Source organism: Candidatus Gracilibacteria bacterium (assembly GCA_028687475.1).
Classification (GTDB): domain Bacteria; phylum Patescibacteriota; class Gracilibacteria; order BD1-5; family UBA2023; genus STC-74.
On the sequence record JAQUAB010000005.1, the window covers coordinates 80,568 to 106,740 of the forward strand.

Sequence of the window (26,173 nt, forward strand, 5' to 3'; positions counted from 1 at the left end):
CTATGTCTCATTTCCGTATGTGTATTCCACTCGATTTCCTAAATCACAAAAACTCGGTTTCACCTCAAACAGTTTGTGATTTTTTACGGAAATCTTCATGGACACATACAAGAAATTCGCATAACGAAGCTTATGAGCGGGAAACTTCGTCGACAGAAAACTAAAACTCACAAAAGAAAGAAGCAAAATTGGGAACGAATAGATTTTAAATTTACCCCCACACTTTTTTTGTTTCTCTTTCGAGGTCGCGTTCTTTGAGTACTTGTTTCTTTTCCCATTTCTTTCGTCATTTTGCGAGGGCGATACGCACCTTGAAGAGATTTCCTTTGCTATATATTTCGATGGGTACTACCGTTGCACCCATTTCTTTGACTTTCTGCGAGAGTCTCAGGATTTCTTTCTGCGAGAGGAGGAGGAGTCGTTCGCGTTTTGGGTCAAGTTTTGTTGTGGAATTATTCTTGTATTCGGATATGTGACACCCGACGAGAATCGGTCGTCCAGAATGGGTGTTGATATAGGAACCCTTGAGATTGACTTGTCCGAGGCGTATACTTTTTGCTTCTGCTCCAGCGAGCACAATCCCTGCTTCAAATTCCTCGATGATCTCATAATCAAAAAGGGCTTTTCGGTTTTCAGCAATGGTAGTGTTTGTTTGCTTTCACATGGGCGGGATTATATGGAATTGCGTGAAAATGTCTATATTTTACAGAAAAATAAAAAATGTACTTGTCAATATAATAATATGTGGTAAAATAGACTCATCAAAGTTTGGAAAAACGAAAGCATACTTTCGTCCTCTTCACTGTATTGCATACAGATTTTCCAAACTTAGGAAGTCATCATTCATTCTGATAAGAGAATAAATTCTCTTTCCTCATTCTATTCGACTATGAAAAAAATATACATATACATAACATTTCCCGTTTTTGCATTTCTCTCGAGCGCATTTCTCCCTGTATATGCTGATTGATCCGAGAAATCAGACAATCGTGAGAATGCTGGATTCAATAGCACTCATTCTGAACATCCACCGCATGACCATCATGATCCTGATCATCTGAAGTACATCCGTACCAGAGATGAGAAGAAAAAAAAGAAACTCCATTAATTTGATGGAGTTTTTTCTAATGTAGAAACTGTTGTTCTAATCTCATGTGTTAATCTTGAAGATTTAGTTTTTCCCAGTAGGTTCTCTTGAACTAATTGTAAAAATATATTTAATAGTTTTGGATCTTTTCATGTTTTGTCATATATAGATAAAAAAGCATCAATTGTTCCGTCCCATTTCTGTTGTATGTCTTTTCATGAATCGAGTTTTGCATTGAATTTCAGACTTTTCACTTTGTTTATATTGGGTGAATCTCCAAAGGAAAATATCGTGATATTAAGGCAAGCTAATAGATAAGCTATTTCCTCATTATTCATATGAGATATGAGTTCTTTGATTATTTCTTCACGATGTTCTGTAATTTCCTTATGGCTATTCATTGGTCGATAAAATAAGGGCTTGTGGCTATTGTAACGCAATCTACTTTCTGAAGCAAATTTCGAATCAATTGCATCTTTTTTTCTTCTCTGATGAAGTCGAGTTCAGGAGCGAAGATATCGAGATCCAGATTGAGAACAGTATTTCCACTTGGAGAATAGTCCATGTATTCCTCGATTTCTGTCTCGTTCTCGATGCGAATCATTTTTCCGATGAGCCCACTTCTGAGCGCGGGTTGGATATAGTTACCAACATTACAAAAAAGATTGGTAAATTCCCAAGAATATTCTTCATTTTCCAGAGCTTTTTCGAGATCGAAATCATTCTCATTTTCCCAGAGATCTGAATGTTCATCGATGTGTATGAGTTCGAATCATGGTTGTATGATTCATCTTCTCACGGCATCAATCCAGAAGTAGAGAGCGTGATTGTGATTGTCGAAGATGGTGATTGGTGGGATAGATGAGTATATTTGCACAAAATTCTTGAGTCCTACACAAGATCTCAGTTTTCCATTCTCTATTTCTTCGAAAACAATATTTTCCCCGATTTGCACGAGAGAAATATCTCACTCAATAAGACTTGGAATAGTGAGAATCGGGGATTTTCCATATTTCTGTGTCCGTTCCTCCCAAACAAAGGCATTATTTCCAACTCTTTCCATGATGATATTCTCTTTTTCGTACAGCATTACATATTGAGGATAGCAATCAGTTCTTCTTTGGCTTTTTCGAAATCGTCATTCACCAGACGAATATCATAAAAATCCTGTTGTTCGAGCTCAGTCATGGCAGTTGCAAGTCGAATCTCGAATTGTTCTGTTGTCTCTGTTCCACGACCATGGAGTCGGCGTTTGAGTTCATCGATGGAAGGAGGCAACAGAAAAATAGTAATTACTTTATATCATTCTTCTTCCATGAGTGGCTTGAGGTGAGTCATGCCTTGAGGTTCAATAATATATATTGGTGTCTTTCATATTTTTGTAATACGTTCGAGTTCACTTTTTAGTGAACCATAGTAGTTCGTATGTACAATTGCATATTCAAGAAATTCATGATTATGTATTTTTTCTTCAAACTCCTTTTGAGTTACAAAGTAATAGTCAACTCCATTTGTTTCTCCGGGGCGAGGAAGTCGTGATGTCATACTAATACTTTCTTGTATATATTCTTCACAGATTGGACGTACTGTATCCCAGAGTGTATTTTTCCCGACACCAGCAGGACCTGAGAGAATGAATACTTTATTTTTTTTCATGTTTGGATTATAGAGAAAAATAGGTTTTTGCAAGAGTACACGAAAGAGTCAGAGTTATAAGGTTTATCGTATTTTCCATTTCTCGATTTCTTCATCTGTCAGTGGAGTGATAAATTCTGATTTGTAGAATCTTTTTTCGAGAATCCGTGAGAGATTCGTCATATTTTTCCATCGGAATCATTCCTCCTTTCTCATACAGGAGTTATCGAGACAAATAGTAGTTTTTTCGATTCATTCTGGGATAGTGAGCTCTCTGTTTTCTATCATTCCATTTGCTATCATATATTCGGCAATGTGATGAAAAATCGGTCCTGCACCGCTCACTCATGAGACGTCTTGCATGGGACTCTGGTCTGCATTCCCGACCCATACACCGATGATTGCATCTGGATGATATCAGATAGTCCAATTATCATGGAAGTCAGTACTCGTTCCTGTTTTTACGGCTATTGGGATTGAGGTATTCAGGATACTCGATATACCGAATGTTTTTGCGCGATTCTTTCCATCTGATAGGATGTTATAGAGGAGAAAATGAGAACCATCATTGAGAGAAAGAAGGGAAGTATATCACTCTACAACATTCTCGAGTGTGAGTTCGACACTTCCGAGCGCAATTCCATAGCCATAATATCCAGCATCATGATCGAGTTTGAGCCCACTTTTTTTATAGGTATCATATATCTTCCCGATTCCGATTGATTCAGAAAGGCGAACACTAGCACTATTGAGTGAATTTCCAAGGGCTTCCTTGAGACGCACGGGGCCATATGATTTTGGTACGTAGTTTTCTGGAACGAAACTTTTATCTTCCTGTTCGGTATTGTAGACTTTCGTATCATCCATAATGAGTGATTCTCCATCAGCGCCACCTGCGATTGCGAGATTATAGATGAAAGGTTTGAGAACTGATCATACGGATCGGCGTTCCTGGATCATATCTATAGCATTTTCTTTCGAGAGATTGGTTCTGTTTCCGATATATGTCAGGATAATGTTGTCTTTTGGATTGAGAATATAGATTGCTCCATTGTGTACATTTTCATGATCGAGAGATTGAACGATGCCTTCGAGCGTGTTGCGTGTGAAGAGAGAAAGGTTTTTATCAATCGTTGTCTGTATATCAAGAGAATTTGCGAGGCATATTTTTTCTGGTATCTGTTGCACGAACATTTTCAGATTATTCTCTCTTCATTGGCAGTATGATGCGATTTCTTTTTGTATTCTTGTGGTGAGATGGGAAAATGTATTGATTCCGATTTTTCTCTCTGTTCGCGTCAGTTCTCCAGAAAAACTCTTTCCATAGAGTTTCTGACTCACTTTTTCTGCATAGTTTTTGCCATCGGTTCCGATGTTTGGACTATGAATTCGTGTGATGATTTCTACGATTTCGGTTTCTGTGAGCGTATCTGGATTTTCTCATCAGAAATAGACATCAATCGCGCTCTGGATTCCATAGAGTCCATTTCCCATATAGACGGAATCGAGGTATTTTCTGAGAATTTGCTCTTTGTTATACTTGAAGCCGAGAATAGTAGCAGAAAATGCTTCTCGGATTTTTTGCTGAATCGTTCGTTTTTCTCCTGGGAAATATATATTCTTGATATATTGTTCCGTGAGAGTTGATCCTCATCGTACAATCGTTCCAGCATTGTAGTTTTCTCTGATAGCTCCGATTTTTCCGATGATATCTATTCATGAATGTTCATAATATCTTCCATCTTCGATACTGATGATTCATCGCACCAGAGCATTATCGAGCGAGCCAGTATAGTGAGTACTATATCATCATGGAAGACTCATATCCGTGAGGATTTCTCCCTTTTTATCGAGGATTCGTATATTTCCGACATTTTTCAGATATTGCTCTGGAGCGAAATAAAAAAGAAGTCCCGTATAGGAAATATACACAAAAACAATGGCAAAAATGAGAGCAAGAAATTTCTTCATAGAATCGATTATTCGATGATTCAAAGTATATCGAGAAATAGAAGAACGGGAAATTTTTGTTTGACAATAAATATTTTTCTATATAATCGCCACACTTCTATCGCAGACAGTAGGTTCCTTTTGGATAAAAATAGCCTACCGAGATGGACGGTTCCGTAGATATAAGATATAAGATATAAGATATAAGATTTCCCAAAATCTCATCTCTCATCTCTCATCTCTCATCTCTCCTGATTCTCCGTTCGTGCGATAAGCGCGATTTTTTTTCGCTTTTCGTCAGAAGTTTATGAAATTCATAATTCATAATTCATAATTCATAATTCATAATTTTTCATTTATGGCCGTTTCTCGCGCTCGAAAAAGTGAACAACTTGCTGCTCTTGAGGCTCACCTCAAGGAGGCAAAATCAGTTGCATTCACATCAAATCAAAAGGTAACTGTTCTCGAAATTTCTTCTCTCAAGAAGGATCTTCGAGCTGTTGACGCTATCGTTCTTATTGCCAAGAAAACTCTTATTCGTATCGCATTCCAGAATGTCTACGGTGTTGCTCTCGATCTCGAGACTCTTCCTGGTCAAGTTGCTCTTATCATCGGTAAGGGTGATGCTATCGCTCCATTCGGAATCACGAATAAATATGCAACAGAGTGGAGAAAGGAGGAAAAGATGGTATTCGTTGCTGGCTATATCGAAGGTCGTCTTATGGACGCAACTGAGACAAAGAAGCTCGCAACACTTCCTTCTCGTGAAGTTCTTCTCGCGAAACTCCTTGGTTCTATGATGTCTCCACTTTCTGGTCTTGCTCGATTCTTCGATGCTGCTGGAAAGGATCTCACGACAAAGGGTCTCACAAAGGTGAGTGATCTCACTGCCTCTCTTCCTGCCAAGGAAGAAACTCCAGCTCCAGTTGCTGAAGCTCCAAAAGTTGAAGAAGTTGCTGTTGCTCCTGCTGAAGAAACTCCAGCTCCAGAAGTTGCTGCTGAAGAACCAAAAGCTGAATAATTTTCGTTTCACATCCTGTCCCGGTTTTTCGGGATAGGTGCGAGGTGAAAATCTCGGGTGGTTGAACATCTCGTTGTTCCCGCACCTTCCGTCATTCCCGCGAAGGCGGGAATCTAGGATTCATTTACTGGATTCCTGTATTCACAGGAATGACAGAAACAATCACATTATTTATTTTTTTATTTTTTCTATTATGGCTGACCTTTCAAAGAATGCTGAGAAAATCCTCGAACTCGTTGAGGCTCTCACAATCGTAGAACTCGCTGATCTCGTTTCCGCTATGGAAGAGAAGTTCGGAGTTTCTGCTGCTGCTCCTGTTGCTGTTGTTGCTGGTGGTGCTGCTGCCGCAGGTGGTGATGACGAAAAGACATCATTCGATGTTGTTATGACTTCTGCTGGTGCTCAGAAAATCGCTGTGATCAAGGTTATTCGCGAAATCACTGGTCTTGGTCTTGCTGAGGCAAAGGCTCTCGCTGACAACGGTGGTGAAATCAAGAAGGGTGTCAAGAAGGATGAGGCTGAGAAAATCAAGACTCAACTTTCTGAAGCTGGTGCTACAGTTGAGATCAAGTAATATTTTTCTCCAAGAGCACTTTGTGCGATTGGTGAAGAAAAATATTATCCTGAACAGAAGTGAAGGATCTCTCATTCTAAAAATCCCAATCAGAAATGGTTGGGATTTTTTGTATAGTCGAAATTCTATCTCTTGAATTTCAGGAACTTCATGAGTGCTTCGCGAGTTGCCATAATATCTCATTTTGCCGTATGCGCGCTATATCCGCTAATATGAAGCACTTCTGAGATTCCTCCAGGTTTCGAGAGACTGGTACTCTGGAACGGAAGTGTTATTTTGTTGTATCGAGCAATGGCATTTGCCTGATTCGCTATAGATTTTGTATCGATAATATCATTTCCGAGTTTCTCATAGAGGTTACTCTGTCGCGCATGATAGAACACACTTCCGAGAAATGCAATATCTGCAACGATAAATTGTCCGACCATGATTGGTTTTTTCTCATCACCAAAATAACTACTCAAAAATGCATCCCAATGGTCACAAAATTCTTCATAGGATTTTCCTGCTGCGATTCGGTCGAGGGTGAATCCATTGTATTCGAGCGATTTCGGATCGATGATAATATTCTCAGGCGGACACAAATCCATATAGAACTCTCCAATAATATCGAAAGTGTCATTCAATACTATTGCGCCAACTTCGATAACTCCATGTTCGAATGGATTGAGTCCTGTCATTTCCAGATCGAGTACGAGATATGTTCCAGTATGTGATTCTGCCATAGATAAAGAGAGATTGTGAATTGAAGAGAAAAATTTGCTTTTTTGGCAGGCATTACTAAGCTTCTTCAGGAAGAAATTGATAAGTTACTTTAACAGTTTTCATCGAGAAGTCAAAAATTTTCACTTTACAACTATGCCAAAACCTTTTGTCATCCATGATCCATACTTCGAAAAAGCAAAGAAACTCTGATATCGTGCAAGAAGTGCCTTCAAGCTTATCGAAATACAACAGAAATATAATCTCATAAAACCTGCGATGAATGTCCTCGATGTTGCGAGTGCACCAGGAAGTTTTCTCCAAGTAATCGCGAAAATCATCGGACAAAAAGGAAAAGTGGTAGGAATTGATATCCAAAAAATCGATCCCAATTTTGGATTTCCGAATATTCATCTGCTTCAGGAGAGTATATTTGAATTCGAAAAGATTCGCGTATATCTTGATTCTCTCGAAATTGGTCAGTTCGATCTCATCACTTCTGATATTGCTCCAGCAACTACTGGGATGACTGGTGTGGATCAATATCGTTCTATCGAGCTCAATCTGGCGATTCTCGAAGTGGCAAAAATTTTCCTGAAAAAATGATGAAGTCTTGTTTTGAAGGTCTTTGTAGGTGAGGATATTGAGGATCTCATGGCGCCACTCAAAGAAAACTTCAAGAAGGTTTCTCGATTCAAGCCGAAGGCATGCCGCGATCGAAGCTTCGAGGAATATTTCGTTTGTATCGGAAAAATAAACTAATATTGATAGAATTTCTCATGGAGTCAAGGAATTTTCTTTTATCATTTCTTGCCTTTTCCATGCAGAAGATTATCCTTCTAAAAATTTCTTAAACTTTGTCTATGGCACGTCGTGTTGTCCGAACGGATTCAGGAGAATCTTCAACCAAAAAAGGAGTAACAGAACGCGTACCAAATGTATTCATAAAATACATTTCTCAACTCTTCTGCATTTTCTGGAAAATCATCAAGTTTCTCTGGTATTGGTTCGAACGTGCTTTTCTCCTCGTATTTCTCCTGGGATTGACCGTTTGACTTGCATGGTGGACGAGTCAGAAGCCGTCACTTTATCGTGATTGGGAGGATATGGATGCAGTATTGCCGACAATTTCTTGGTCAGGGAATAGTGTAACCATCGAGAATATCCGCAATCACACCTGGAAAACAGATACAGAATTCACACCATGATATTATAATGATATCTTCAATCTCGATGAGATTGAAAAAGTGTATTATAGTATTACACCATTTTCTGATAAAGATGGGCCGGCACATACGATGCTCTCTTTCTCTTTTTCTGGAGGGAAAAATGTGGTCATCTCTGCTGAGCTTCGCAAGGAGCGTGGTGAGTCTTTCGATGCACTTAAAGGGATTCTGAATCAGTTCGAGATTCAGTATGTCATCGCGAGTGAGAATGATATCGTAAAATTACGAACGAACTATCGAAAGAATGAAGTCTATATGTATCCAATCAATACTCCAAAGGAAAAGGTACAAGCACTCTTCCGTTCTATGATTATTCGTGCCGATAAGCTCAATCGTGAGCCAGAGTTCTATAATACTCTCTGGAACAACTGTACTACCAGTGTGCTCATGCATGCGAACGCCCTTCGAAAAGATAAGCTCGAATGAGGAACATATACGCTTCTTCCAGCCCATTCTGATGAAGTACTCTATCAGGCAGGACTCATAGATACCCAGCTCTCTCTTCCTGATGCGAGAAATTATTATCGTGTCGATGAGCTGGCTCGGAGTGCAACGGGTGAAGTGGATTTCTCTGCGCTTATTCGCAAACCAATTCAGTAGTTTTCATCTGCAAATACAGATTTCCACTTGCCAAATTTCGAGTGGATTTTTTTGATATTTCTTCTATAATCAGCCAATCTTCTGATAACTTTTCATTTTTAATTGTTCATTATTCATCGCATATGATCCTCGCCAGTGAAATCCGCGCAAAATATCTTGAATTCTTCAAATCCAAGAATCACGCTATCATCCCATCTGCACCACTCGTGCCGGAGAATGATCCGTCTGTTCTCTTCAATACTGCTGGGATGCAACCACTCGTGCCATACCTTCTCGGTGAGAAACATCCGCTCGGAACTCGTCTTGCTGATGTACAGAAATGTGTCCGAACTGGGGATATCGACGATGTTGGGGATGATACACATCTCACATTCTTCGAAATGCTCGGGAACTGGTCGCTCGGTGATTATTTCAAGCGCGAATCTATCGCGATGAGTTGGGAATTCCTCACATCACCAGAATGGCTCGGGCTTGATCCTGAGATGATTTCTGTGACTGTTTTCGAGTGAGATACAAATGCTCCTCGCGATGAAGAATCAGCAGATATCTGGGAGTCTATCGGAATGCCTACAGATCGTATTGCGTATCTGCCTGCGGAGGATAACTGGTGGGCAGCAGGTCCAACTGGGCCATGTGGTCCAGATACGGAGATTTTCTACTGGATGGGAGAAGGGAAACCACCAGCAGGATCGAATAAGGGAACTGACTCGAAGATGTGGATGGAAATCTGGAACAATGTATTTATGCAGTACAATCGTGTCGATGCTGCGACTCTCGAGACACTTCCTGCACAGTGTGTCGATACTGGTATGGGTATAGAGCGTTGTACCGTGACACTCAATAAGATGAAGAGTGTCTATGAGACAGATCTCTTTGCTCCAGTGCTCGCGAAGATTCGAGAAATCGTTGAGTGGTGAGGTTTATTTGAATGAGCAATGCAGTCGAGTTGATTTGTAGGAGTACCTGGAAAATCTCGTTATAATGAACGAAGTGCTCGTATCATTGCTGACCATCTCCGCGCTGCGACTCATATGATTGCTGATGGTGTGGTACCAAAAAATATCGATCAAGGATATATCCTCCGTCGTCTCATCCGTCGCGCTATCCGTGAGGCGTACAAGATGGGATATGAACAAGCATTCACGGCTACTATTGCTGATATCTATATTGAGCAGTTTTCTGGTATTTATGAGAGCGTTCGCAACAATGCTGAGAAAATCCGAACAGAACTCTCACAGGAAGAAGGACGATTCTCAAAAACACTCAAGGATGGAGTTCGTGAATTCGAAAAGATTGTGAATGGATTCAAGATTGCATTCGAACGCAGTGGGCAGAAGGTGACTCAGATTTCTGGAGGGAAAGCATTCACGCTTTTTGATACCTATGGATTCCCACTCGAGATGACGATCGAGCTCGCTCGTGAACAAGAGCTTACAGTCGATATCGAAGGGTTCAACAAGGCATTCGAAGAGCATCAGGAGAAATCACGAACTGCTGCAGCCGGGAAGTTCAAGTGAGGCCTTGCGGATGATGGTACGGAGACGACAGAACTTCACTCAGCATGTCATCTCATGCTCGCTGGTCTTCGGAAAGTACTCGGAGCACATGTGCATCAGGCTGGATCGAATATCACCGCTGAACGTCTCCGATTCGACTTCACTCATCCAGAGAAGATGACTCCAGAACAAATAAAAGCGGTCGAGGACTATGTGAATGAGGCTATCAACTCTGGACTCACGGTCACGATGACGAATATGGACAAGAACGAAGCAAAAGCCTCTGGCGTCGAGTGAGCATTCTGGGAGAAATATCCAGATATCGTGAAGGTCTATTCTATGGTAGGAGCCAATGGTATCACATATTCTCGTGAGCTCTGTGGTGGGCCTCATGTCGAGAACTCAAAAGAAATGGGTCACTTCAAAATCCAAAAAGAAGAATCCAGTTCGAGTGGAGTGAGACGTATTAAAGCAGTGCTCGAGAAATAATCCTTAAAAACAAGGTTATGTGACTTCAATGATTGGAAATTCTACGAGAATCCGTAAAACAAAGTGGTATACGTCTTCATTGACCTAGTCATGCCTTTTGTGGTGATGAGGTAGTTGCTGTAAATAATATCACAAGGAATTGAGATATTATTATTCCTCAAGGTACTAAGTGTCTGATTCATGAAATCTTGGTTGAAAGTCAGGAAGGAAATGGGGTCTGATTTCTAAAAAGATTAATATTATCATGATACGAATGAGTATTTTCACCTCAGAAATTTAAAAAAACAAATGAATAATAATCTTCTTCTTCCTCATTCCCGCTGGCGCCACTATAAATCCTCTGGATGAGAGGATTATACATATGAAGTTCTCGGAATTGCGATTCACTCAGAAACTCAGGAAGAAATAGTGATTTATAAGACACTCTATGAATCCAAGTGAGAAAATGGGAAACTCCCATTTCCAAAAGGCACTATTTTCGTCCGTCCGCTCTCGATGTGGTTCGATATCGTCGAGTGGAACGGGCAGAAGATTCAGAGGTTTATAGAAATGTAATTGCAATTTCCAATTCTTCACTATAATTCCCTCATGCTCATCTCAAAACGTCTCATCACTTGGTCAGGATTTATCCGTTCTTCACTCGCATAACGGGTTGTTTTTTTAGACTTTTCTAGAATGCCCGTTTTCGGGTGTTTTTTTATTTGTCTAAAAATCTTAATCCATGGAAACTTTTTGACTCCTCCGTATTTGCTACCCGAACTTTTCTGAAGAGAAATTCCGAGAAACTATTCCAGAACTTCTCTCTACTCAGTATTCTCGTTCTGCACAATATTGTGATTCTCCATGAGTGACTCATTGTGTGAGTGCAGTTCGTTATCTCATCGAGAAATCAACATGATGGCAACTACCATATTATTATGTGTGAGATATGTGTCGGAAGATTCTCGAGAATCATAGTATCGATGCTCATCTGGTTCCCATCGAGGAAGGAAAAATAGGAGATCTCATATTCTTCCATAGAAAATCGGTAGCTCACAAAGCCTATATGATAACGCATGTTGGGATTCTTGTTGATGAAGATTCATTTTTTCATTCATCATGGAGCAAGGATGGGAGTATCGAGAAGATTCAATCCAGAATGCATACTGGAACTATTGCTACTTGCAGGCAATTATCGAGCCTGACTGATCCGAGGTCAAAAAAGCGTAAGACTTTATAAAAACTCCTTCCAAAAAAGGAGATTTTTCATATACTTCAGTCATTACTTCATAATAGTATATATGGCATATAACCCGTATCTCACGGAAGAAACTTTTTTCGTTGCCACGAAGGTTTGTTTGAAATATCAGGACAAAATCCTGGTTCTCGAAGAGGATAGACCGTGAAAAGCTCTCTGGATGGAACTTCCTGGGTGAAAAATCAGTAAAAATGATAGAGAACTCAATCCTTTCCAGTGTCTGAATCGTGAAGTTCGTGAAGAACTGGGTTTTGAGATAGATTTTGATGAAACTAATACGAAACTTTTTATGGCGTATAAGAACTATGAAGATGTCACTTTTTCTGATGTTCCTGTACCATTTGTGTTTCTTTGTTATATCTATGAATGTGATATGATGCCACAAATCACATTAAGTCATGAACATACATCATTTCGTTGGATCACAGAAAATGAAATAGGGAATATCCATCATTGGCGACAATGATTCGATAAAATAGTGAAGAAAGCCTTTTGAGAAAATATATAATTTATAACTTTTAACTTTTTATGACTTATCCAACCAGCTGGAATCTTGCTCGATATTTCTATACAGGACTTGACGATCCAAAACTCGCTACCGATATTGCTACTATCATGCCACGTACGGAGGAATTCGCTCGAAAATATGCGACGACTTTCGGCAAGTTCACGACTCCAGGTGAGATTCTTGGATTCTATGATGATTTTACTCGGCTCTCTCACGAGATGGCGACACCGAGTTATTACCTCTTCTACCGTTCGACGCTCGATACGCAAGACCTCGAAGTGACGAAGAAAATGGGAGAAGTGGACTATATCTACACCGAGGCTTCGAATCTCCTGCTCTTCATCGCACAAGGATGGAAAGTGATCGGATATGACCGTATCATGGAGTGGTCACGTGCGCCAGAACTCGCGAAATACAAGAACGATCTCATCTCGACGGCTGATGGTATCAAGTATATCCTCAGTGAGAAAGAAGAATATGTTCTGAATCTGAAGTCTCGTCCACTCGGTCTCGCAGGAACGCTTCATGATGAGCTCACGGGTTCGTATGAGTTCACGATGAATATCCACGGTGAAGAGAAAATAATGACCGAAGAAGAAGTTCGTTCGTATCGTCAGCATACTGACAGGAGTATACGAGAAGAAGCATATCATTCACTTCGTCGCGTGTACAATTCGAAACAAAACCAGATCGCGCTCGGGAATATCTATACTTCGATCGTGAAGGATTGGAGTAGTGAAATTCGTATGCGTAAATATAGTGACAATGTCATGGCACAGCGCAATCTCAGTGAAGAGATGGATGATGAAGTGGTAGATATGCTTCTCGCAGAAGTGGAGAAGGCATATCCGCTCTATGTCCGATTTCTGAAGGCGAAGGCGAAAATGCTCTGATTGGAAATTCAAAATTCAAAATGAAAGATTCAAAATAATGGAGTAGATTCTTCAGGGGCTCAGAATAATGGAAATCATAATCTTGAATCTTGAATTAATAATCTTGAATTATTTAGCGTCTGGGATGTCGGAGCTCCGCTCGGGACAACCGATAAGGATTTCTCATTCGAGGAAGCGTTCGATCTCCATCTTTCTGTCATGAAGGATTTCGATAATGATTTCTATGAATATTCGAAGAAAATGATCGAGGAAGAGCGTATCGATGCTTTCCCACGTGCGGGGAAACGCGGTGGTGCGTTTGCGAGTTATCGGAAATGAGATGAGAGTTTCGTGCTTCTGAACTTCACAGGGAAGCTTCGTGATGTTTCGACGATTTCCCATGAGCTCTGACATGCGATCCACGGTCACCTCTCTCAAGTCCAAGAAGCTCCAGTCTATGATTCACCACTTTCTCTTGCGGAGACGGCTTCAATCTTTTCTGAGATGCTTCTTGGTGAGAAGGTGAAGTCACTTGTTTCTGTAGAAGAATACAAGGAATATCTCAATGAGCGTCTCGGTGATATTTTTGCAACCATATTCCGTCAGGTGCAGTATGTCATCTTCGAACGCCGAGTACACAATCTCATCCATACAGGACAAGAGCTCACGTACAAGGAACTCAATAGTATGTGGAGAGAGTCCCAAGAGTCACTCTATGGAGGTATTGTGAAGCATGATGTTGCAGCAGAAGAGGAATCTGGATGGTCGATGATTCCACATATTTTTCACTCACCGTTCTATTGTTATGCGTATGCGTTCGGGAACTTGCTCACATTCGCGCTTTACAACAAGGTACATACCGAAAAATCTCTCTCTGTCGAGGATTACAAGGATATTCTCCGTGCGGGTGGTAGCGAGCGTCCACGTGATCTCCTCGGTCGCTATGGTATCGATATAGCTTCTCCTGAGTTCTATCAGGCGGGAATCGCGGAAGTGGAGAGAATGGTGGAGGAATTTGAACAGCTAATAGATAAAAACTAAAAGTTAATAATTCTTCTATGTATCACGCTTTTTTCTAGTTTTTCAGGCATCTCGATTTTACTTCTTTACCTATTTTCGTATGTCTGAAATTATCATCCTTGCATCCATCACACTCCTTGCTTCAATATCCCCTGGTCCGGATTTTATTGTCGTCATGAAAAATGCTCTGAAATCAAGAAAACTCGGCTATCTAACGGCGCTTGGAGTTGGGAGTGCGATATTTGTCCACGTTGCGTATTGTATCGCTGGCATCTGATTGGTCATCTCACAATCCATTATCCTATTTTCGATTATCAAAACTCTCGGGGCTATATATCTTCTCTATATTTCCTATCAGCTTTTTCGTTCAAAAAAAGAGAAAATAAAAGATATAGAAGTTACTAAAAATCAAAGCTGATTTCTCGCGTTTCGAGAAGGATTTCTCACGAATGTAATGAATCCAAAAGCAACGATATTTTTTCTTTCAGTATTTACTCAAGTTATCAATCCAAATACATTGATTATCACACAGTTTTTATATGGTGTTATGATGGCAAGTATAGTGTGAGGATGGTTTCTCGTATTGACTACTGTTGTGAATCTTTCTCCAATGAGGTCTCATATTTCATGAGTTCAGTACTATCTAAATAAAGTTATGTGAGCACTTTTAGCGTTTCTTGGTATTAAGATTCTTTTATCTTCAAGTAAGTAATGTTTATCTTTTCTCAATCTCCCTCCATAGAGGCTTCTTTAGAAGGCTTTAGAAATCCACTTGATATCTTGAATCGGTATTTTTCTTTGCTTGTTCATAGAAATAAACAAAAATATGCTTCCTATGTTCGTGCGATGAAAATGCAAGTATGGATTCTCATGTTGGCTTCATGACGAGTGAGTCAGGCAATAAATTATCAATATGCATGATTGCGTATTGTGGATGATCGAATTGATGGAGATATGGACTTGATAGATACAGATATTTTATGATATGCAGAAAAGCGTTTCCATATTTTGAATGCGCTTGCTCGTCCAGATTTTTCTCCAGAAACTCCTGAGGATACACTTCTCCAAGAAACATTACGTATTGCTCGTGAAAACGGAAAAGAAATGGAAATTAAACAATCAATACAGATGATTCTCGAATCAATGATATTTGACGCGAAACGCATAAAGAGATTCCGTGAAACAGGAAGATTGGAATTTCTCCCGCGTGAGGAATTGGAACAACATTTTTATAATCTTGATATAGTTGGAACGGGTATTGGGATGCTCGTGTATCTTGGTTCAAAAAATATTGCAGAAGACTTAAAAAAACTGCATAATATTGGGCGTGCTTGCAGGATAGAATACAATCTTAATGACTTTGTAGAGGATATTGAGCATGGAATTCTTAATATTTCTCATGAGGATGCAGAAAAATATAGGATTACAGAGTCAGATTTGGTTGCTGTTCGAGATGCTCCAATCGTACGTGATATTGATCCAAGAGATCCTGCAAAAGTATGGTATCAAGATATTTCAGAGTATCCAACGAGTATCATTGCATTTCTTCAAGATCAAGTAGAACAGTATGATAATCATATTAAAATATTTCTGCAAGAGGAGTATATGGATTTTCCGCTTATGACACGAGTTGTATTTCGACAATTTTATCTGAATCCTACAGGAAAAAATATTTGAAAATTCCGAATGTTACTGCCTTCATAATTCATCATGAAAACCCTCTCACGCAACCTCATCCCTGAAGATTTTTCTTACTATCGGACTGCTTCGAAGGTATTTCGTGATTACTATGAGAAATATACAGGACTAATTATCGGAACACTGGGGAAATATAATGGATTTTTTATCGCGTTTCATGTGTTGCCGTATTTCTGGAGCATTACTTCTGAGAAACACGATGAAGAAATCACCAGAGAAAAATTGCGGAGTGTCGGCATCCCTCATGGGATAGTTTTCTGGACACCGCACCGTCGCATCGAGAAGCCGAAGTGATGGTGGCGAGTGCCAACTTGGTTCACGAAATGGAACATCCATTCTTCTCGTTCCGCTTTTTCTATATTGGATCGTGCTGATTATTGGAATAAATGGTCATCGTCCGCTCGTGCTCATCGTCGTCATATGCTTGAGAATATCGGAAATGGAACCATCCGTATCGAGAAAAATGCTTCAATCCGAGATTTCCTCAGTCTCTATAGAAACACTAAAATCCATGATCCGAATAAAGGATTTGTCTCTCGAATGACAGAAAAACTATTTCAGGAAAATATCGAGAATTATCGGGTATATATCATCTCAGTGAATGGTCATCCACTTGCAGGTGCCGTCTTCATCGACGAATGAGTGACGAGCGAATATTGGGCATCGTTTTATCATGATGATTCTCGTCCATATCATCTCGGAATCGCTATGATGGATGCATGGTTCCTTGACTCGTATGAAAAATGAATAAAATACTGTGACCTCGACCACATGCGAGATCGTGGACAATCATTCAGCTATGCTGGATATACGAAATTCAAGGAATCTATCGCAGATTATGATGTTTATTTTCACGACATGTGGGTAAAAATCTTCTAGGATTTCTGAAAAACTACGAACTTCTTCGTTAGAAAAATTTATTTCTCAGTCACTTACAAATTAGCAAGCTCCTTTCGAAAAAATTTTTCTGCCTCGAATTTCTCGTTTTTGAGAAATCCTAAGTATCATCTAATATTCTAAATAACTTAAACATTTCCCTTATGAACTACTCACTTCTCTCCCGTTCCTACGATCTTCGCGGTATCTACGGAGTCGATATCGATGAAGATTTCTACTTTCGACTCGGATATGCTTTTGCCAAAGTAACTAGGAAAAATAGGATTGCTCTCGGATATGATGCACGACTGTCATCTCCTACTCTGAAGTCTGCATTCACTCGCGGAGCTTCTCTGGCTGGTGCGACCATCATCGACCTGGGGCTTGTATCATCCGATATGCTCTCATTCGCGACGTGTCACTATGATGATATCGAAGCGGGAGGGATGATCACGGCGAGTCATAATCCGAAGGACTACAATGGATTCAAATCACTCGCACATTCTGCAGAACCATACAACCTCAAGAAATACGGTCCAGCAATGGTGGAGATCATGGAGTCTCTCGATATTCCTGACGAGAATATCGTAGAAAATGTGGAATATCGCGATGTGAGCGATGATTGGGTGAATCATATCCAGAATTTTGTGGGGAATGATGTTGATTTTTCTGCACTCACGATTGTAGCTGATGGTTGAAATGGAAGCGCTGGAGCTTTTATGGAGAAACTTGCGGAGAAGTTCTGATTCAAGCTCGTTCCACTCTATCTCCAACCAGATGGGAACTTCCCGAATCATCATCCGAATCCGATGCTCGAGAAGAACCGTCAGGATGCGAAGGATGCACTCATAGAAAATCAGGCTGATGCGGCATTTATTTTCGATGGCGACGCAGATCGTATCATGATCCTCGATGATGTAGCGAACATGATAACCTCTGGAATCATGTCTTCCGTGATTGCTGAGGAGGTTGCGAAGAAATATCCAAAAGCAGGATTTATCGGGAATGCGACAATTTCTCATATCTTCCGTGATACGGTCGAGAGAATCGGCGGATTCTACGAACGTGAGATGGTCGGTCATGTCTATATTCGAGAACATATGATGAAGAATCCCGCAATTGTCTATGCTGGAGAACATTCTGCACACTATTTCTTCCGAGATAATTATTATATGGATTCAGGTATCATGGCAGGAATGGTATTCCTTGCGGCGATTGCTCGTCGTGGGAAGAAGATTTCCGAAGTCGTTCCCGAATACCAGAAATATGTGACACTCGAAGAGACGAATTTCGAAGTGAAGGATCCGAAGGGTTCTATCGCGATTCTCGCTGAGAAATACAAAAATGAAGATCACGATCTGTTCGACGGTATCACTGTTCGTTATGCTGATGGAAGTTGGTGGAACTTTCGCCCATCGTCCAATGAGCCACTTCTTCGTCTGAATATGGAAGCAAAAACACAAGAGAGATTCGATGTGCTCTATACGGAAATCATGGAACATATCAGAAAATTCGGAGAATCGAGTGAGAATTAGTTTCTTTTTGTCATTCTCGAAGAGAATCCCTCTCATGAAATTATGAAAGAGATCCTCCTTCGGAGGATGACAAAGTTTTGGTTGCTACATCCACTAAAATATGCTACAATGGTGGCATATTTTTCTTATGCAGACAAAAGACGACCTCATCCGTGAAAATTCCGAACTCCGTGCTCGTCTCGAACTCGCGGAGCAATGGATGCAGCGCGAAGTTCAGATTGCGATGCGTCATATCCAGAAAAAAGAAGTGCAATCTGTGACTCGCAAACATTTCTCGAATCTTCTCGAAGAAGAGGGAATCGATATTATTGCTCGACGTATTCACGATACTTTTGGTGATGGTCTTGCAAATGCTCCAGAATATACACTTGAGCGTCTCATCGATGCAGAAATATATTGGCAAACCCTTCAGAAATATCCGACTATGGATGGACTTCCGATCATTCTTGCGTATCAGAAAATACTTGACGCTTGGGTGGAAGAGAAACTGATTGCTACATGGAGGAAGAATAGAAAATGAAATACAAAAGGTGGAATGTTCATGTCTCCAATAGAAAGAGATATCCAGAATATTCTCACGAAAGATTATACGCTCTCTATCGGACGGCTCTATCAGATTCTCAAAATGGTTCGTGACAATGAAAAACTTCCTCTTTTTGTGGTAGAACTGGTAAATTTCTGGAAGAAAGAAATTCCAGAGATTTTTTCTATGCTTGTTTCTGATGTATTTTTCCTTCCATTTTCTGAGCTCATGGAACGGGAAATATTCACAAAAAAACGTCACGAGAAGAAAGTGACGTTTGGGGATGTGAAGAAGACGAGGGAAATATTTCTAGGAAGTTCTAAGACACGAGGTTTATTGCAATGAATTCTTATTTTTCAGAAGGAATAGTATTTTTATACTCACGAGGTTTGAGGAGATATGGATCACTACAGCTGTTATCGTCGATATTACAATGAATTACGGATTCTTCACCATTGTCGCGGTTCCGTATGGCGAAATCAAGCTTATGTCAACCTCACATTATCTTTATTGTTTCAGGGATTACTTCGGAATTTTGTGTTCCTGATATATGTTTTAGCATCTTTTCGACTCGTTCTTTTGTCCACTTTGCAGTAAGTTCTGAAATACGATCACTCATAGTCTGCTGCTTAGAATAACCAGTATATGCCAACGTACCTCAAAAAGCTAAGGAACAAGCAATTATTAATGCTGCCGTTCTTTTTCGTCTAGAAGTGTCTTTTTCATCATTTTCATTGGTAGATGTAAAATCCTCAGCATTCATAAGTATATAAATTTATAGAATAATTAGTTAAATAATATCATTATATTACATTTGTCAAATGATTTTTATAAATAAGCATATTTTTCCAGATTTTTCCCTATAATCACTCCATGATTATCCTCTGACTTGATCCATGAACTGCGACGGTGGGATTTGCTCTTCTCGAGAAAGAAGATCGGATTCTGCGTGTTATTGAGTATGGGGTGATCGAGACGAAGGCTGGACTTTCTCTCTCTGAGCGATTGGTGCAGATAGGGAATGACCTCAAGGAAGTCATCAATACATATCATCCCACGATTTGTGGCATCGAGAAGCTTTTCTTCCTTCGCAATGTGACGAATGGTATCGATGTGGCTCATGCTCGTGGCGTGATGCTCCATACGCTTGCAACTTCAGGGATTCCTATTGTGGAGTTCACACCACTGCAGGTGAAGCAGGGAATCGCAGGGAATGGGTTCGCGAAAAAACCACAGGTTCAGAAAGCGCTCCAAATGGTGCTCAAGCTCTCTGAAATCCCGAAACCTGATGATGCCGCGGATGCACTTGCTATCGCATATCTCACTTCACTCAAGGTGAGAGTATAAAATTCCCTTGCTTTCGGCTCTACATTCGATACAATTCAATGAAAAGTTAACCGTTCACTGCTCATGCCAATTCTCACGGCTCTCGCGATGACATTCCAGGTGACAGAGTTTGATATTTTGATTCTCTGAGGCATATTGTTTGCTATCATGATTTTGTATTATTTTGTGACATTGCATCGCATATTTGAAGCAGCATTTGGGGCAATCGTCGGTATGGGAATCTATATTCTTCTCATGGTGCTTCTTGTTGGGAATCCTCCGCTTGGGACGACAGGAACTCTTTTTCCATTCGGATTTTCTGTATTTCTGGTGAGTATCGCAGTCTATCTTGTTTTTATACTGGCAGTTCTTTTTCCACTTCATGGTGGATTGGTCGTGAGTGAACCGACGCAGCCAACACTCTATACACTTGTATATATGTTTGTTTCCGCCTATTTGCTTTTTACAGCTGGTGCGATTTGTATTTATTTTATCGAACAGGCATATATATTTCGCGTATCGACGATTTTCACATGGATTCGTGATACACAATATTATGTCGAGACGGTGCGAAATTCCTGGTTCTACAGTTATGTCATGGCACATCAAAATACGATTATTCCTCTGGGGGTTGTATTGATGCTCTATAAGCTTCTTCTCTCGAATCTCGTGAATGCAGCGTTGCTTTCTATCTGGTACAACCTCTCCCATGTTGGATTCTATCGCTCAAAAGACGATGCGCACTATCGAGTAGAATTCCATGAAGTTGGATGATCAGCACATGCAGCAGAATCAGATGATCATGGTGCGGGTCATGATGATCATGGACAGAGTGGATGACACGATGACCATGGTGGACACCATTAGGTTCCTGATACATTTATCCCGAAATTTCAATATAAAATCTATGGCATCTGATAATCGATTCGAAGAAAAAATCCTCTACAAGACCCATCAACACTGGATTGTTGCGGTTTCTCATTCTCTGAAAATACTCCTTATTGGAGTTCTTCCACTGACACTTTTGACGTATGTTCTCGTGGATTATTCCATGGTATATACTTTGGTATGATTTTTCATACTTGCAGGAATTCTTCTTGGATATGAACATTATCTTTGGCATCATTCCTGGCTTCTTATTGGAAATCAGAAAATAACACTTTCTGTACGAAATAAACTTTTTTCTCAATATGCGATGAATATCCGCTATCGCAATATTCGCGATTCTGCTGTGAGTAAGAATAGTTTTCTCGGTTTTTTCTTGAAATACGGAACTCTTTTTGTTCGTTCATCGACGAATGAAGGGGACTTTCAGGCGCATTTCGTACCAAAAGTTGGAAAGGTATATGCTCTCGTGAATGCACTTTCTCGCTATAGTGATGATGAACGTGCGGAGATCGATACGATCGAGAAGCTTCATAACTATCATACTCGGAAGGAATTCTCTGGAACTATAGCTCAGAAATCTCTTCTCGAAGAAAATATCGAAATTCTGAAGGATATTCCTGGAATTACGGAAGTGATAGAGTTGGATGCTACAACTCGTGAGTATATCCAATGACATGAAGAGATTCGGAATCACGGTGTTCATGAGGTTCTTCGAAGGAATCGTGTACTTTGTTTCGTTCATGATAGTGAATTTCGTAGCGCTTCTGCTGACATCACTGCAAAAACGAATTCTGGAGAAGTATACTTTCCTGGAGTTCCATTTCCAGAAGTACATGGAAAAGATGTAATTTCTGCTTCTCCGGGAAGCCAGGTTCATACGTATTTGCGAAACTATTTTCCCTATGCGACTGATACAGATGCGACAGTACTGGTTGGATGGAATGAATAAGGTTTTTCTTTTTCTTCTTCCTCTATTGATATTGGCTTCTTGTAGTGAATATCGAGATTATTATAGAGGAGAACATACACAATACACTACAGGAGATTATATTTCTGCGTCAGGTTCGGATCCAGAGATGTATGTTCTTCCAGATGTGAAAGTGAAAGATGCACTTGTTTCTCAGTTTGATTCGGCGAAATCCCGCATCTGGGTAGAAATATATACATGGACAGAACGAGATACTGTGGATGCGCTGATTCGTGCTCATAATCGGTGAGTCGATACTCGCGTGGTTCTCGAAGGAAATGTCTATGGAACGCCTCGCATCAATAATGATACTTTCGAAAAACTCGAATGAGCAGGAATCTTGGTGACTTATGCGGACAATGATCGATACAACTTCACTCATGCGAAATTCTGGATCGTTGATGATATGTATTGTGTCAGTACGGGGAATCTGACGTATAGCTCTTTCCAGAAAAATCGTGATATTATCGTGTGTGATACTCAGAGAGAAGTTCTTTCTATTTTGGAGAATACTTATACTGCTGATCAGAAAAGAATTCAGCCAGTTTTTTCTGGAGCAATTCCTGCGAATATTGCGATGAGTCCGATCAATATGCGTTCTGGAATTGAGCAATTTATTCAAGATGCACAGAAAACTCTTTTCGTATATGTACAATCAGTCACTGATGATGCGATGCTCGAGCTCCTAGAACAGAAATCCACATCGTGAGTAGACGTGCGTCTGTGTGTAGCTGACAATGATTCTCTGTGAAGTCTTTCTGGATACACTTTCCCTATTTCAAGAGTGAAGAAGCCATATCTGCATGCGAAAGCAATTCTCAGAGATGGAAAATATCTTATGATTGGAAGTATCAATCTCACTCAAAATGCTCTCGACCATAATCGCGAAGTTTCTCTTTTTTACCAAAATGTACCAAAAATATACAATAGTGCTGAGGCGGTATTTTTCAATGATTGTTTTCCTCAGAAATTTGCAAAATAAACGGTTATATGGTAGATTAGTTTCATGAATCGCATCCTCTATTACATTCTTCTTGTTATTTTTTCGACACTTGGAGCATCTTTTATGGTTTTTTCGTCCATGAATTTTGCTGACCCAGATACAATGGTAGTCGAGAGTACGAAAGAAAATTATTGGTATAAAGTAGTTCTTTCGGATTCAAACTCTATTGTGAAATATATTCCTATTGCAGGAACTGGTCAAAATGTAACACCAGATACCGTTCTTTTTGGTGATATTTGACGCCTATCCTCATTTCTCTATTTATTTGAGACTGGTTCTACAGTTCCGCCACTTTCATTTAGTGGAAAAAAGAACATTATTCTCTCCAATGTGCAGGGAATTATTTCATTTTATGATTTGTTCTCAAAATACACGATTTCTTCACAGGAGAATGACTTCCGATTGGAGCAAATTACCAATGGAAGTTTCTATATTGGGAGATCAGAAAATGGAAAACTCGTCATCTATTCTATCGATGGAGTTGCTCGTCTGGTATTTCTCGACAAAGGTGTAGAGATGACTAATATGATTCTTTTTCCTGGTTCATATATTCGATTCGATCCTTCGAAGAATGCATCGTTGAAATGAGCCGATCTTTTCCGTATTATTACAACCCTTGCCAAGAAAGATAGTTGATCCGAAGAAAATTTTGACAACGATGAGAGCTTTGAATTTATGGATCCAAGAGCTGATACTATGGATGGTTCTGATATCTTTTTTAATTCACGACTTCCATTCAAGACTATTAAACTCTTTCGAGTTCTCTCAGCACGATTTCATAATCAAGTCGCATGAATTAACCTCGCAAATTCATATGATGCCAGTATCGCGAATCAACAAACAGCAGAATTTTCTTCTTGGCTCATGAATCCAAGCAAAAAAAATCATCTCATGTTCTTGGAGCTACGATGACTTCTATCCAAAGTGGTGAAGTCAAACGGAAATACAGATGAGCTCGTTGCACGTATAGCCAAACTCTATGAAATAGCAAAATCGCTCGATACAGAGACATCTTCTGCAGGGAAAATTATCGAACAATTTCTGCTCGATGGGCATTTTGCTCTCTATGGCGATATGGATAACGTAGGTGCCTCTTATCAGGATACATACGAGAAAATCGCAAGAATGATCGGAATCGAGCCAACCGAATGAAAGTCAAAGCTCCTTCAAAACTTAGCAGATATCTATTCTGGGAATCTCTTTCTTCAATCCAGCAAGGTGACGAGTTTTCGTATCAATACCTACAATCCAACAGCTGAAGCATTGTATGCGACACTCAATGAAACAACTATTGAACAGAAAGATTTCTTCGATATTGCTATCTATGTATATAATATTCTCGATAAAGTACACGATAAATGAATACTTCCCGCTGAATTTCTCGAAAATGAGTCAACCTATAAATATCTAACAATATTCTTTCGTGCCGGTGAGAAATATATGAACTCTATCGATGATCAAAATAAGAAAATCGATACTATTGTTAGTTTTTCTTCTCAATTCTACGCAAAGATACTATCTATTGTCGTTGCTTCATTGTATGATGATCTTATGTATGAGAATGAAGGTGTATTGTATTTGCGAGATAATCTTGTAAGAGGATCTGATATTTCCATGGATAAGACGAGAATCTGATTTATATCCAATCTTGAGTCCAACGTTTCTCGTATTACAGAAATGGTTGATACTGCATATACTCAGGCTCATTTGAAATCAAATTCTGATACTTATATTAGGATCCAGAAAGCAACACTTAGATTAAAAGCACTGAAGGATATTTTAGATCCATCGAATAGTAAAATGAATTATAAGATGTATCTGAGTACCCCTTATATAAGTGAAAAAGAATTCAATGATGCTAATCTCGAGGTGATTCTTCCAAAAGTAAGTGCAGATATGCAAAGTATTGAACGAATTGGAATACAACAGAAAATAGATATTGTACCACTTTCTCCCTCAGAGAGTTCTATCGGAGAAAAATTTCCAGTTATAAATTCTATTTTCCCTGATGCTGATGTTTCTGCTTTTGTACTGGAGTGATGAAATCTCAGAACAAATAAAGCCAAAGGATATATTCGACGAATAGACGATAGTATTGTAGAGTGATATTGGACACTTCTCATTTCTAGTACGAATCAGATTTCCCAAGTATTTCTACAATATGGTGGACGAAATATCGAAGTAAAATTTCCAACGAATTCTATAGATGTTGCAACATTTCTTGATTTCCAAAAAAGCAATCTTCCGAAATATCTTGATATTATTGAGGCGAATTCTGACATTCCAGGGAATGCTCGAATACTTCTTGCATTCCAGAGAATTGATATTGGAGAAACATCGTTTAGCCTAGAATAATTCTCTCATATTAGTTCTTTGTATGTCCGTGATTCCATTCACGGATTTTTTTCTGGTCTCAAGATAAAAGTACCTCTGGAACTTTTAGTCACTCAAACTCTGCAGGTCGAGAATAGTGTGGATATTCTTTCTTTCAGCCAAGCTCTACAGAAAAAGATTCTTCCATAAGGGAATCCTCACTGATAACTCCAGGAATAAGACGCACAACACTATCTATCCAAACAAGACTCGCGAGTTCACCACTGGATAATACATATTCACCGATAGAAATCTCCGTGATATCAAAGAGTTCAAATATTCGCTCATCAATCCCTTCATAGTGTCAGCAGATGATACAGTATTGACCATCAACTTTTCCATATTTCTCAGCTGATTCTTGTGTATGGAGATTTCCACGAGGAGAAAAATAGATAATGTCCATTTTTCCATACTTTTCTTGGATTTCTCGAAGAGCGTTCACGAGAGGTTCTATAGTAATAATAGTACCAGCTCATCCGCCATAAGGATGATCGTCGACACGTCGTGTATTTCGTACTGTCCAATCTGTGAGATTATGCACAAAATAATGAAAGAGCCCCTTGTCTT

General features: G+C 39.7%; 28 protein-coding genes. 20 read left to right on the forward strand and 8 right to left on the reverse strand.

Annotation, left to right across the window (positions count from 1 at the left end):
• Positions 1-211: 211 nt before the first annotated feature.
• Entirely contained in the window at positions 212-664 is a 453-nt protein-coding gene (gene smpB, locus PHY14_05110; GenBank protein ID MDD2694262.1) for an SsrA-binding protein SmpB, read from the reverse strand.
• 225 nt (positions 665-889) lie between these two features.
• Here smpB and PHY14_05115 point away from each other — a divergent pair, with 225 nt between their 5' ends.
• Positions 890-1,108: a hypothetical protein gene (locus PHY14_05115; protein MDD2694263.1), complete on the forward strand. Its 219-nt coding sequence runs from the start codon at positions 890-892 to the stop codon at positions 1,106-1,108.
• Here PHY14_05115 and PHY14_05120 read toward each other — a convergent pair.
• The 4 genes from PHY14_05120 to PHY14_05135 form a co-directional block, all read right to left on the reverse strand.
• Positions 1,105-1,425, reverse strand: a complete 321-nt coding sequence (locus PHY14_05120; GenBank protein ID MDD2694264.1) for a hypothetical protein — start codon at positions 1,423-1,425, stop codon at positions 1,105-1,107. The genes PHY14_05115 and PHY14_05120 overlap by 4 nt on opposite strands.
• A gap of 20 nt (positions 1,426-1,445) precedes the next feature.
• Positions 1,446-2,177 carry a UPF0489 family protein gene (locus PHY14_05125; protein MDD2694265.1) on the reverse strand — a complete coding sequence of 244 codons (732 nt, stop codon included), beginning with the start codon at positions 2,175-2,177 and terminating at the stop codon, positions 1,446-1,448.
• Positions 2,177-2,743, reverse strand: coding sequence for a guanylate kinase (gmk, locus tag PHY14_05130; GenBank protein MDD2694266.1), 567 nt, complete (start codon positions 2,741-2,743; stop codon positions 2,177-2,179). Before gmk ends, PHY14_05125 begins: the two co-directional genes overlap by 1 nt.
• Positions 2,744-2,806: 63 nt before the next feature.
• Positions 2,807-4,693, reverse strand: a complete 1,887-nt coding sequence (locus tag PHY14_05135; protein ID MDD2694267.1) for a transglycosylase domain-containing protein — start codon at positions 4,691-4,693, stop codon at positions 2,807-2,809.
• A 337-nt stretch (positions 4,694-5,030) separates the two neighbouring features.
• Between PHY14_05135 and rplJ the strand changes: the two genes are divergently transcribed.
• A complete protein-coding gene (gene rplJ / locus PHY14_05140; GenBank protein ID MDD2694268.1) occupies positions 5,031-5,693 on the forward strand; it encodes a 50S ribosomal protein L10 in 663 nt (220 codons plus the stop codon).
• Between the two features lie 193 nt (positions 5,694-5,886).
• Entirely contained in the window at positions 5,887-6,267 is a 381-nt protein-coding gene (gene rplL / locus PHY14_05145) for a 50S ribosomal protein L7/L12 (protein ID MDD2694269.1), read from the forward strand.
• A 125-nt stretch (positions 6,268-6,392) separates the two neighbouring features.
• On the opposite strand, the gene PHY14_05150 is transcribed toward rplL, so the two are convergent.
• Positions 6,393-6,992: a 3'-5' exonuclease gene (locus PHY14_05150; GenBank protein MDD2694270.1), complete on the reverse strand. Its 600-nt coding sequence runs from the start codon at positions 6,990-6,992 to the stop codon at positions 6,393-6,395.
• Between the two features lie 133 nt (positions 6,993-7,125).
• Here PHY14_05150 and PHY14_05155 point away from each other — a divergent pair, with 133 nt between their 5' ends.
• The 12 genes from PHY14_05155 to PHY14_05210 all read left to right on the forward strand — a co-directional run bounded on the left by PHY14_05155 (position 7,126) and on the right by PHY14_05210 (position 19,418).
• The gene (locus PHY14_05155; GenBank protein MDD2694271.1) at positions 7,126-7,731 is read left to right on the forward strand and encodes an RlmE family RNA methyltransferase; all 606 of its coding nucleotides are present in this window, start codon (positions 7,126-7,128) and stop codon (positions 7,729-7,731) included.
• Positions 7,732-7,832: 101 nt separating this feature from the next.
• Positions 7,833-8,795, forward strand: coding sequence for a DUF4105 domain-containing protein (locus PHY14_05160; GenBank protein ID MDD2694272.1), 963 nt, complete (start codon positions 7,833-7,835; stop codon positions 8,793-8,795).
• Between the two features lie 122 nt (positions 8,796-8,917).
• On the forward strand, positions 8,918-10,780 hold the full coding sequence (locus tag PHY14_05165; GenBank protein MDD2694273.1) for an alanine--tRNA ligase: 1,863 nt from the start codon (positions 8,918-8,920) through the stop codon (positions 10,778-10,780).
• A gap of 288 nt (positions 10,781-11,068) precedes the next feature.
• Positions 11,069-11,335: a DUF1653 domain-containing protein gene (locus PHY14_05170; GenBank protein MDD2694274.1), complete on the forward strand. Its 267-nt coding sequence runs from the start codon at positions 11,069-11,071 to the stop codon at positions 11,333-11,335.
• Between the two features lie 166 nt (positions 11,336-11,501).
• Positions 11,502-11,999, forward strand: coding sequence for an NlpC/P60 family protein (locus tag PHY14_05175; protein MDD2694275.1), 498 nt, complete (start codon positions 11,502-11,504; stop codon positions 11,997-11,999).
• 61 nt (positions 12,000-12,060) lie between these two features.
• Positions 12,061-12,525, forward strand: coding sequence for an NUDIX hydrolase (locus PHY14_05180; protein ID MDD2694276.1), 465 nt, complete (start codon positions 12,061-12,063; stop codon positions 12,523-12,525).
• A 20-nt stretch (positions 12,526-12,545) separates the two neighbouring features.
• On the forward strand, positions 12,546-14,438 hold the full coding sequence (locus PHY14_05185; GenBank protein MDD2694277.1) for a M3 family metallopeptidase: 1,893 nt from the start codon (positions 12,546-12,548) through the stop codon (positions 14,436-14,438).
• 79 nt (positions 14,439-14,517) lie between these two features.
• A complete protein-coding gene (locus PHY14_05190; GenBank protein ID MDD2694278.1) occupies positions 14,518-15,129 on the forward strand; it encodes a LysE family transporter in 612 nt (203 codons plus the stop codon).
• Positions 15,130-15,215: 86 nt separating this feature from the next.
• On the forward strand, positions 15,216-16,121 hold the full coding sequence (locus tag PHY14_05195) for a hypothetical protein (GenBank protein MDD2694279.1): 906 nt from the start codon (positions 15,216-15,218) through the stop codon (positions 16,119-16,121).
• Between the two features lie 6 nt (positions 16,122-16,127).
• Positions 16,128-16,994, forward strand: coding sequence for a GNAT family N-acetyltransferase (locus PHY14_05200; GenBank protein ID MDD2694280.1), 867 nt, complete (start codon positions 16,128-16,130; stop codon positions 16,992-16,994).
• Between the two features lie 161 nt (positions 16,995-17,155).
• Positions 17,156-18,526, forward strand: coding sequence for a phosphomannomutase/phosphoglucomutase (locus tag PHY14_05205; protein ID MDD2694281.1), 1,371 nt, complete (start codon positions 17,156-17,158; stop codon positions 18,524-18,526).
• A 127-nt stretch (positions 18,527-18,653) separates the two neighbouring features.
• On the forward strand, positions 18,654-19,418 hold the full coding sequence (locus PHY14_05210) for a hypothetical protein (protein ID MDD2694282.1): 765 nt from the start codon (positions 18,654-18,656) through the stop codon (positions 19,416-19,418).
• Here PHY14_05210 and PHY14_05215 read toward each other — a convergent pair.
• Positions 19,399-19,668 carry a hypothetical protein gene (locus PHY14_05215; protein ID MDD2694283.1) on the reverse strand — a complete coding sequence of 90 codons (270 nt, stop codon included), beginning with the start codon at positions 19,666-19,668 and terminating at the stop codon, positions 19,399-19,401. The genes PHY14_05210 and PHY14_05215 overlap by 20 nt on opposite strands.
• A gap of 254 nt (positions 19,669-19,922) precedes the next feature.
• On the opposite strand from PHY14_05215, the gene ruvC reads away from it, so the two are divergent.
• The 5 genes from ruvC (at position 19,923) to PHY14_05240 (ending at position 25,588) form a co-directional block, all read left to right on the forward strand.
• A complete protein-coding gene (gene ruvC, locus PHY14_05220; GenBank protein MDD2694284.1) occupies positions 19,923-20,396 on the forward strand; it encodes a crossover junction endodeoxyribonuclease RuvC in 474 nt (157 codons plus the stop codon).
• Between the two features lie 63 nt (positions 20,397-20,459).
• Positions 20,460-21,242, forward strand: coding sequence for a hypothetical protein (locus PHY14_05225; GenBank protein MDD2694285.1), 783 nt, complete (start codon positions 20,460-20,462; stop codon positions 21,240-21,242).
• Positions 21,243-21,282: 40 nt separating this feature from the next.
• Positions 21,283-22,212, forward strand: a complete 930-nt coding sequence (locus tag PHY14_05230) for a hypothetical protein (GenBank protein ID MDD2694286.1) — start codon at positions 21,283-21,285, stop codon at positions 22,210-22,212.
• On the forward strand, positions 22,166-23,212 hold the full coding sequence (locus PHY14_05235; protein MDD2694287.1) for a phospholipase D-like domain-containing protein: 1,047 nt from the start codon (positions 22,166-22,168) through the stop codon (positions 23,210-23,212). The genes PHY14_05230 and PHY14_05235 overlap by 47 nt, the downstream gene beginning before the upstream one ends.
• 24 nt (positions 23,213-23,236) lie before the next feature.
• Complete coding sequence (locus PHY14_05240) at positions 23,237-25,588, forward strand: hypothetical protein (GenBank protein MDD2694288.1); 2,352 nt, start codon at positions 23,237-23,239, stop codon at positions 25,586-25,588.
• 10 nt (positions 25,589-25,598) lie between these two features.
• Here PHY14_05240 and PHY14_05245 read toward each other — a convergent pair.
• The coding region (locus tag PHY14_05245) for a tRNA (guanosine(37)-N1)-methyltransferase TrmD (protein MDD2694289.1) at positions 25,599-26,173 on the reverse strand (575 nt) is incomplete at its 5' end.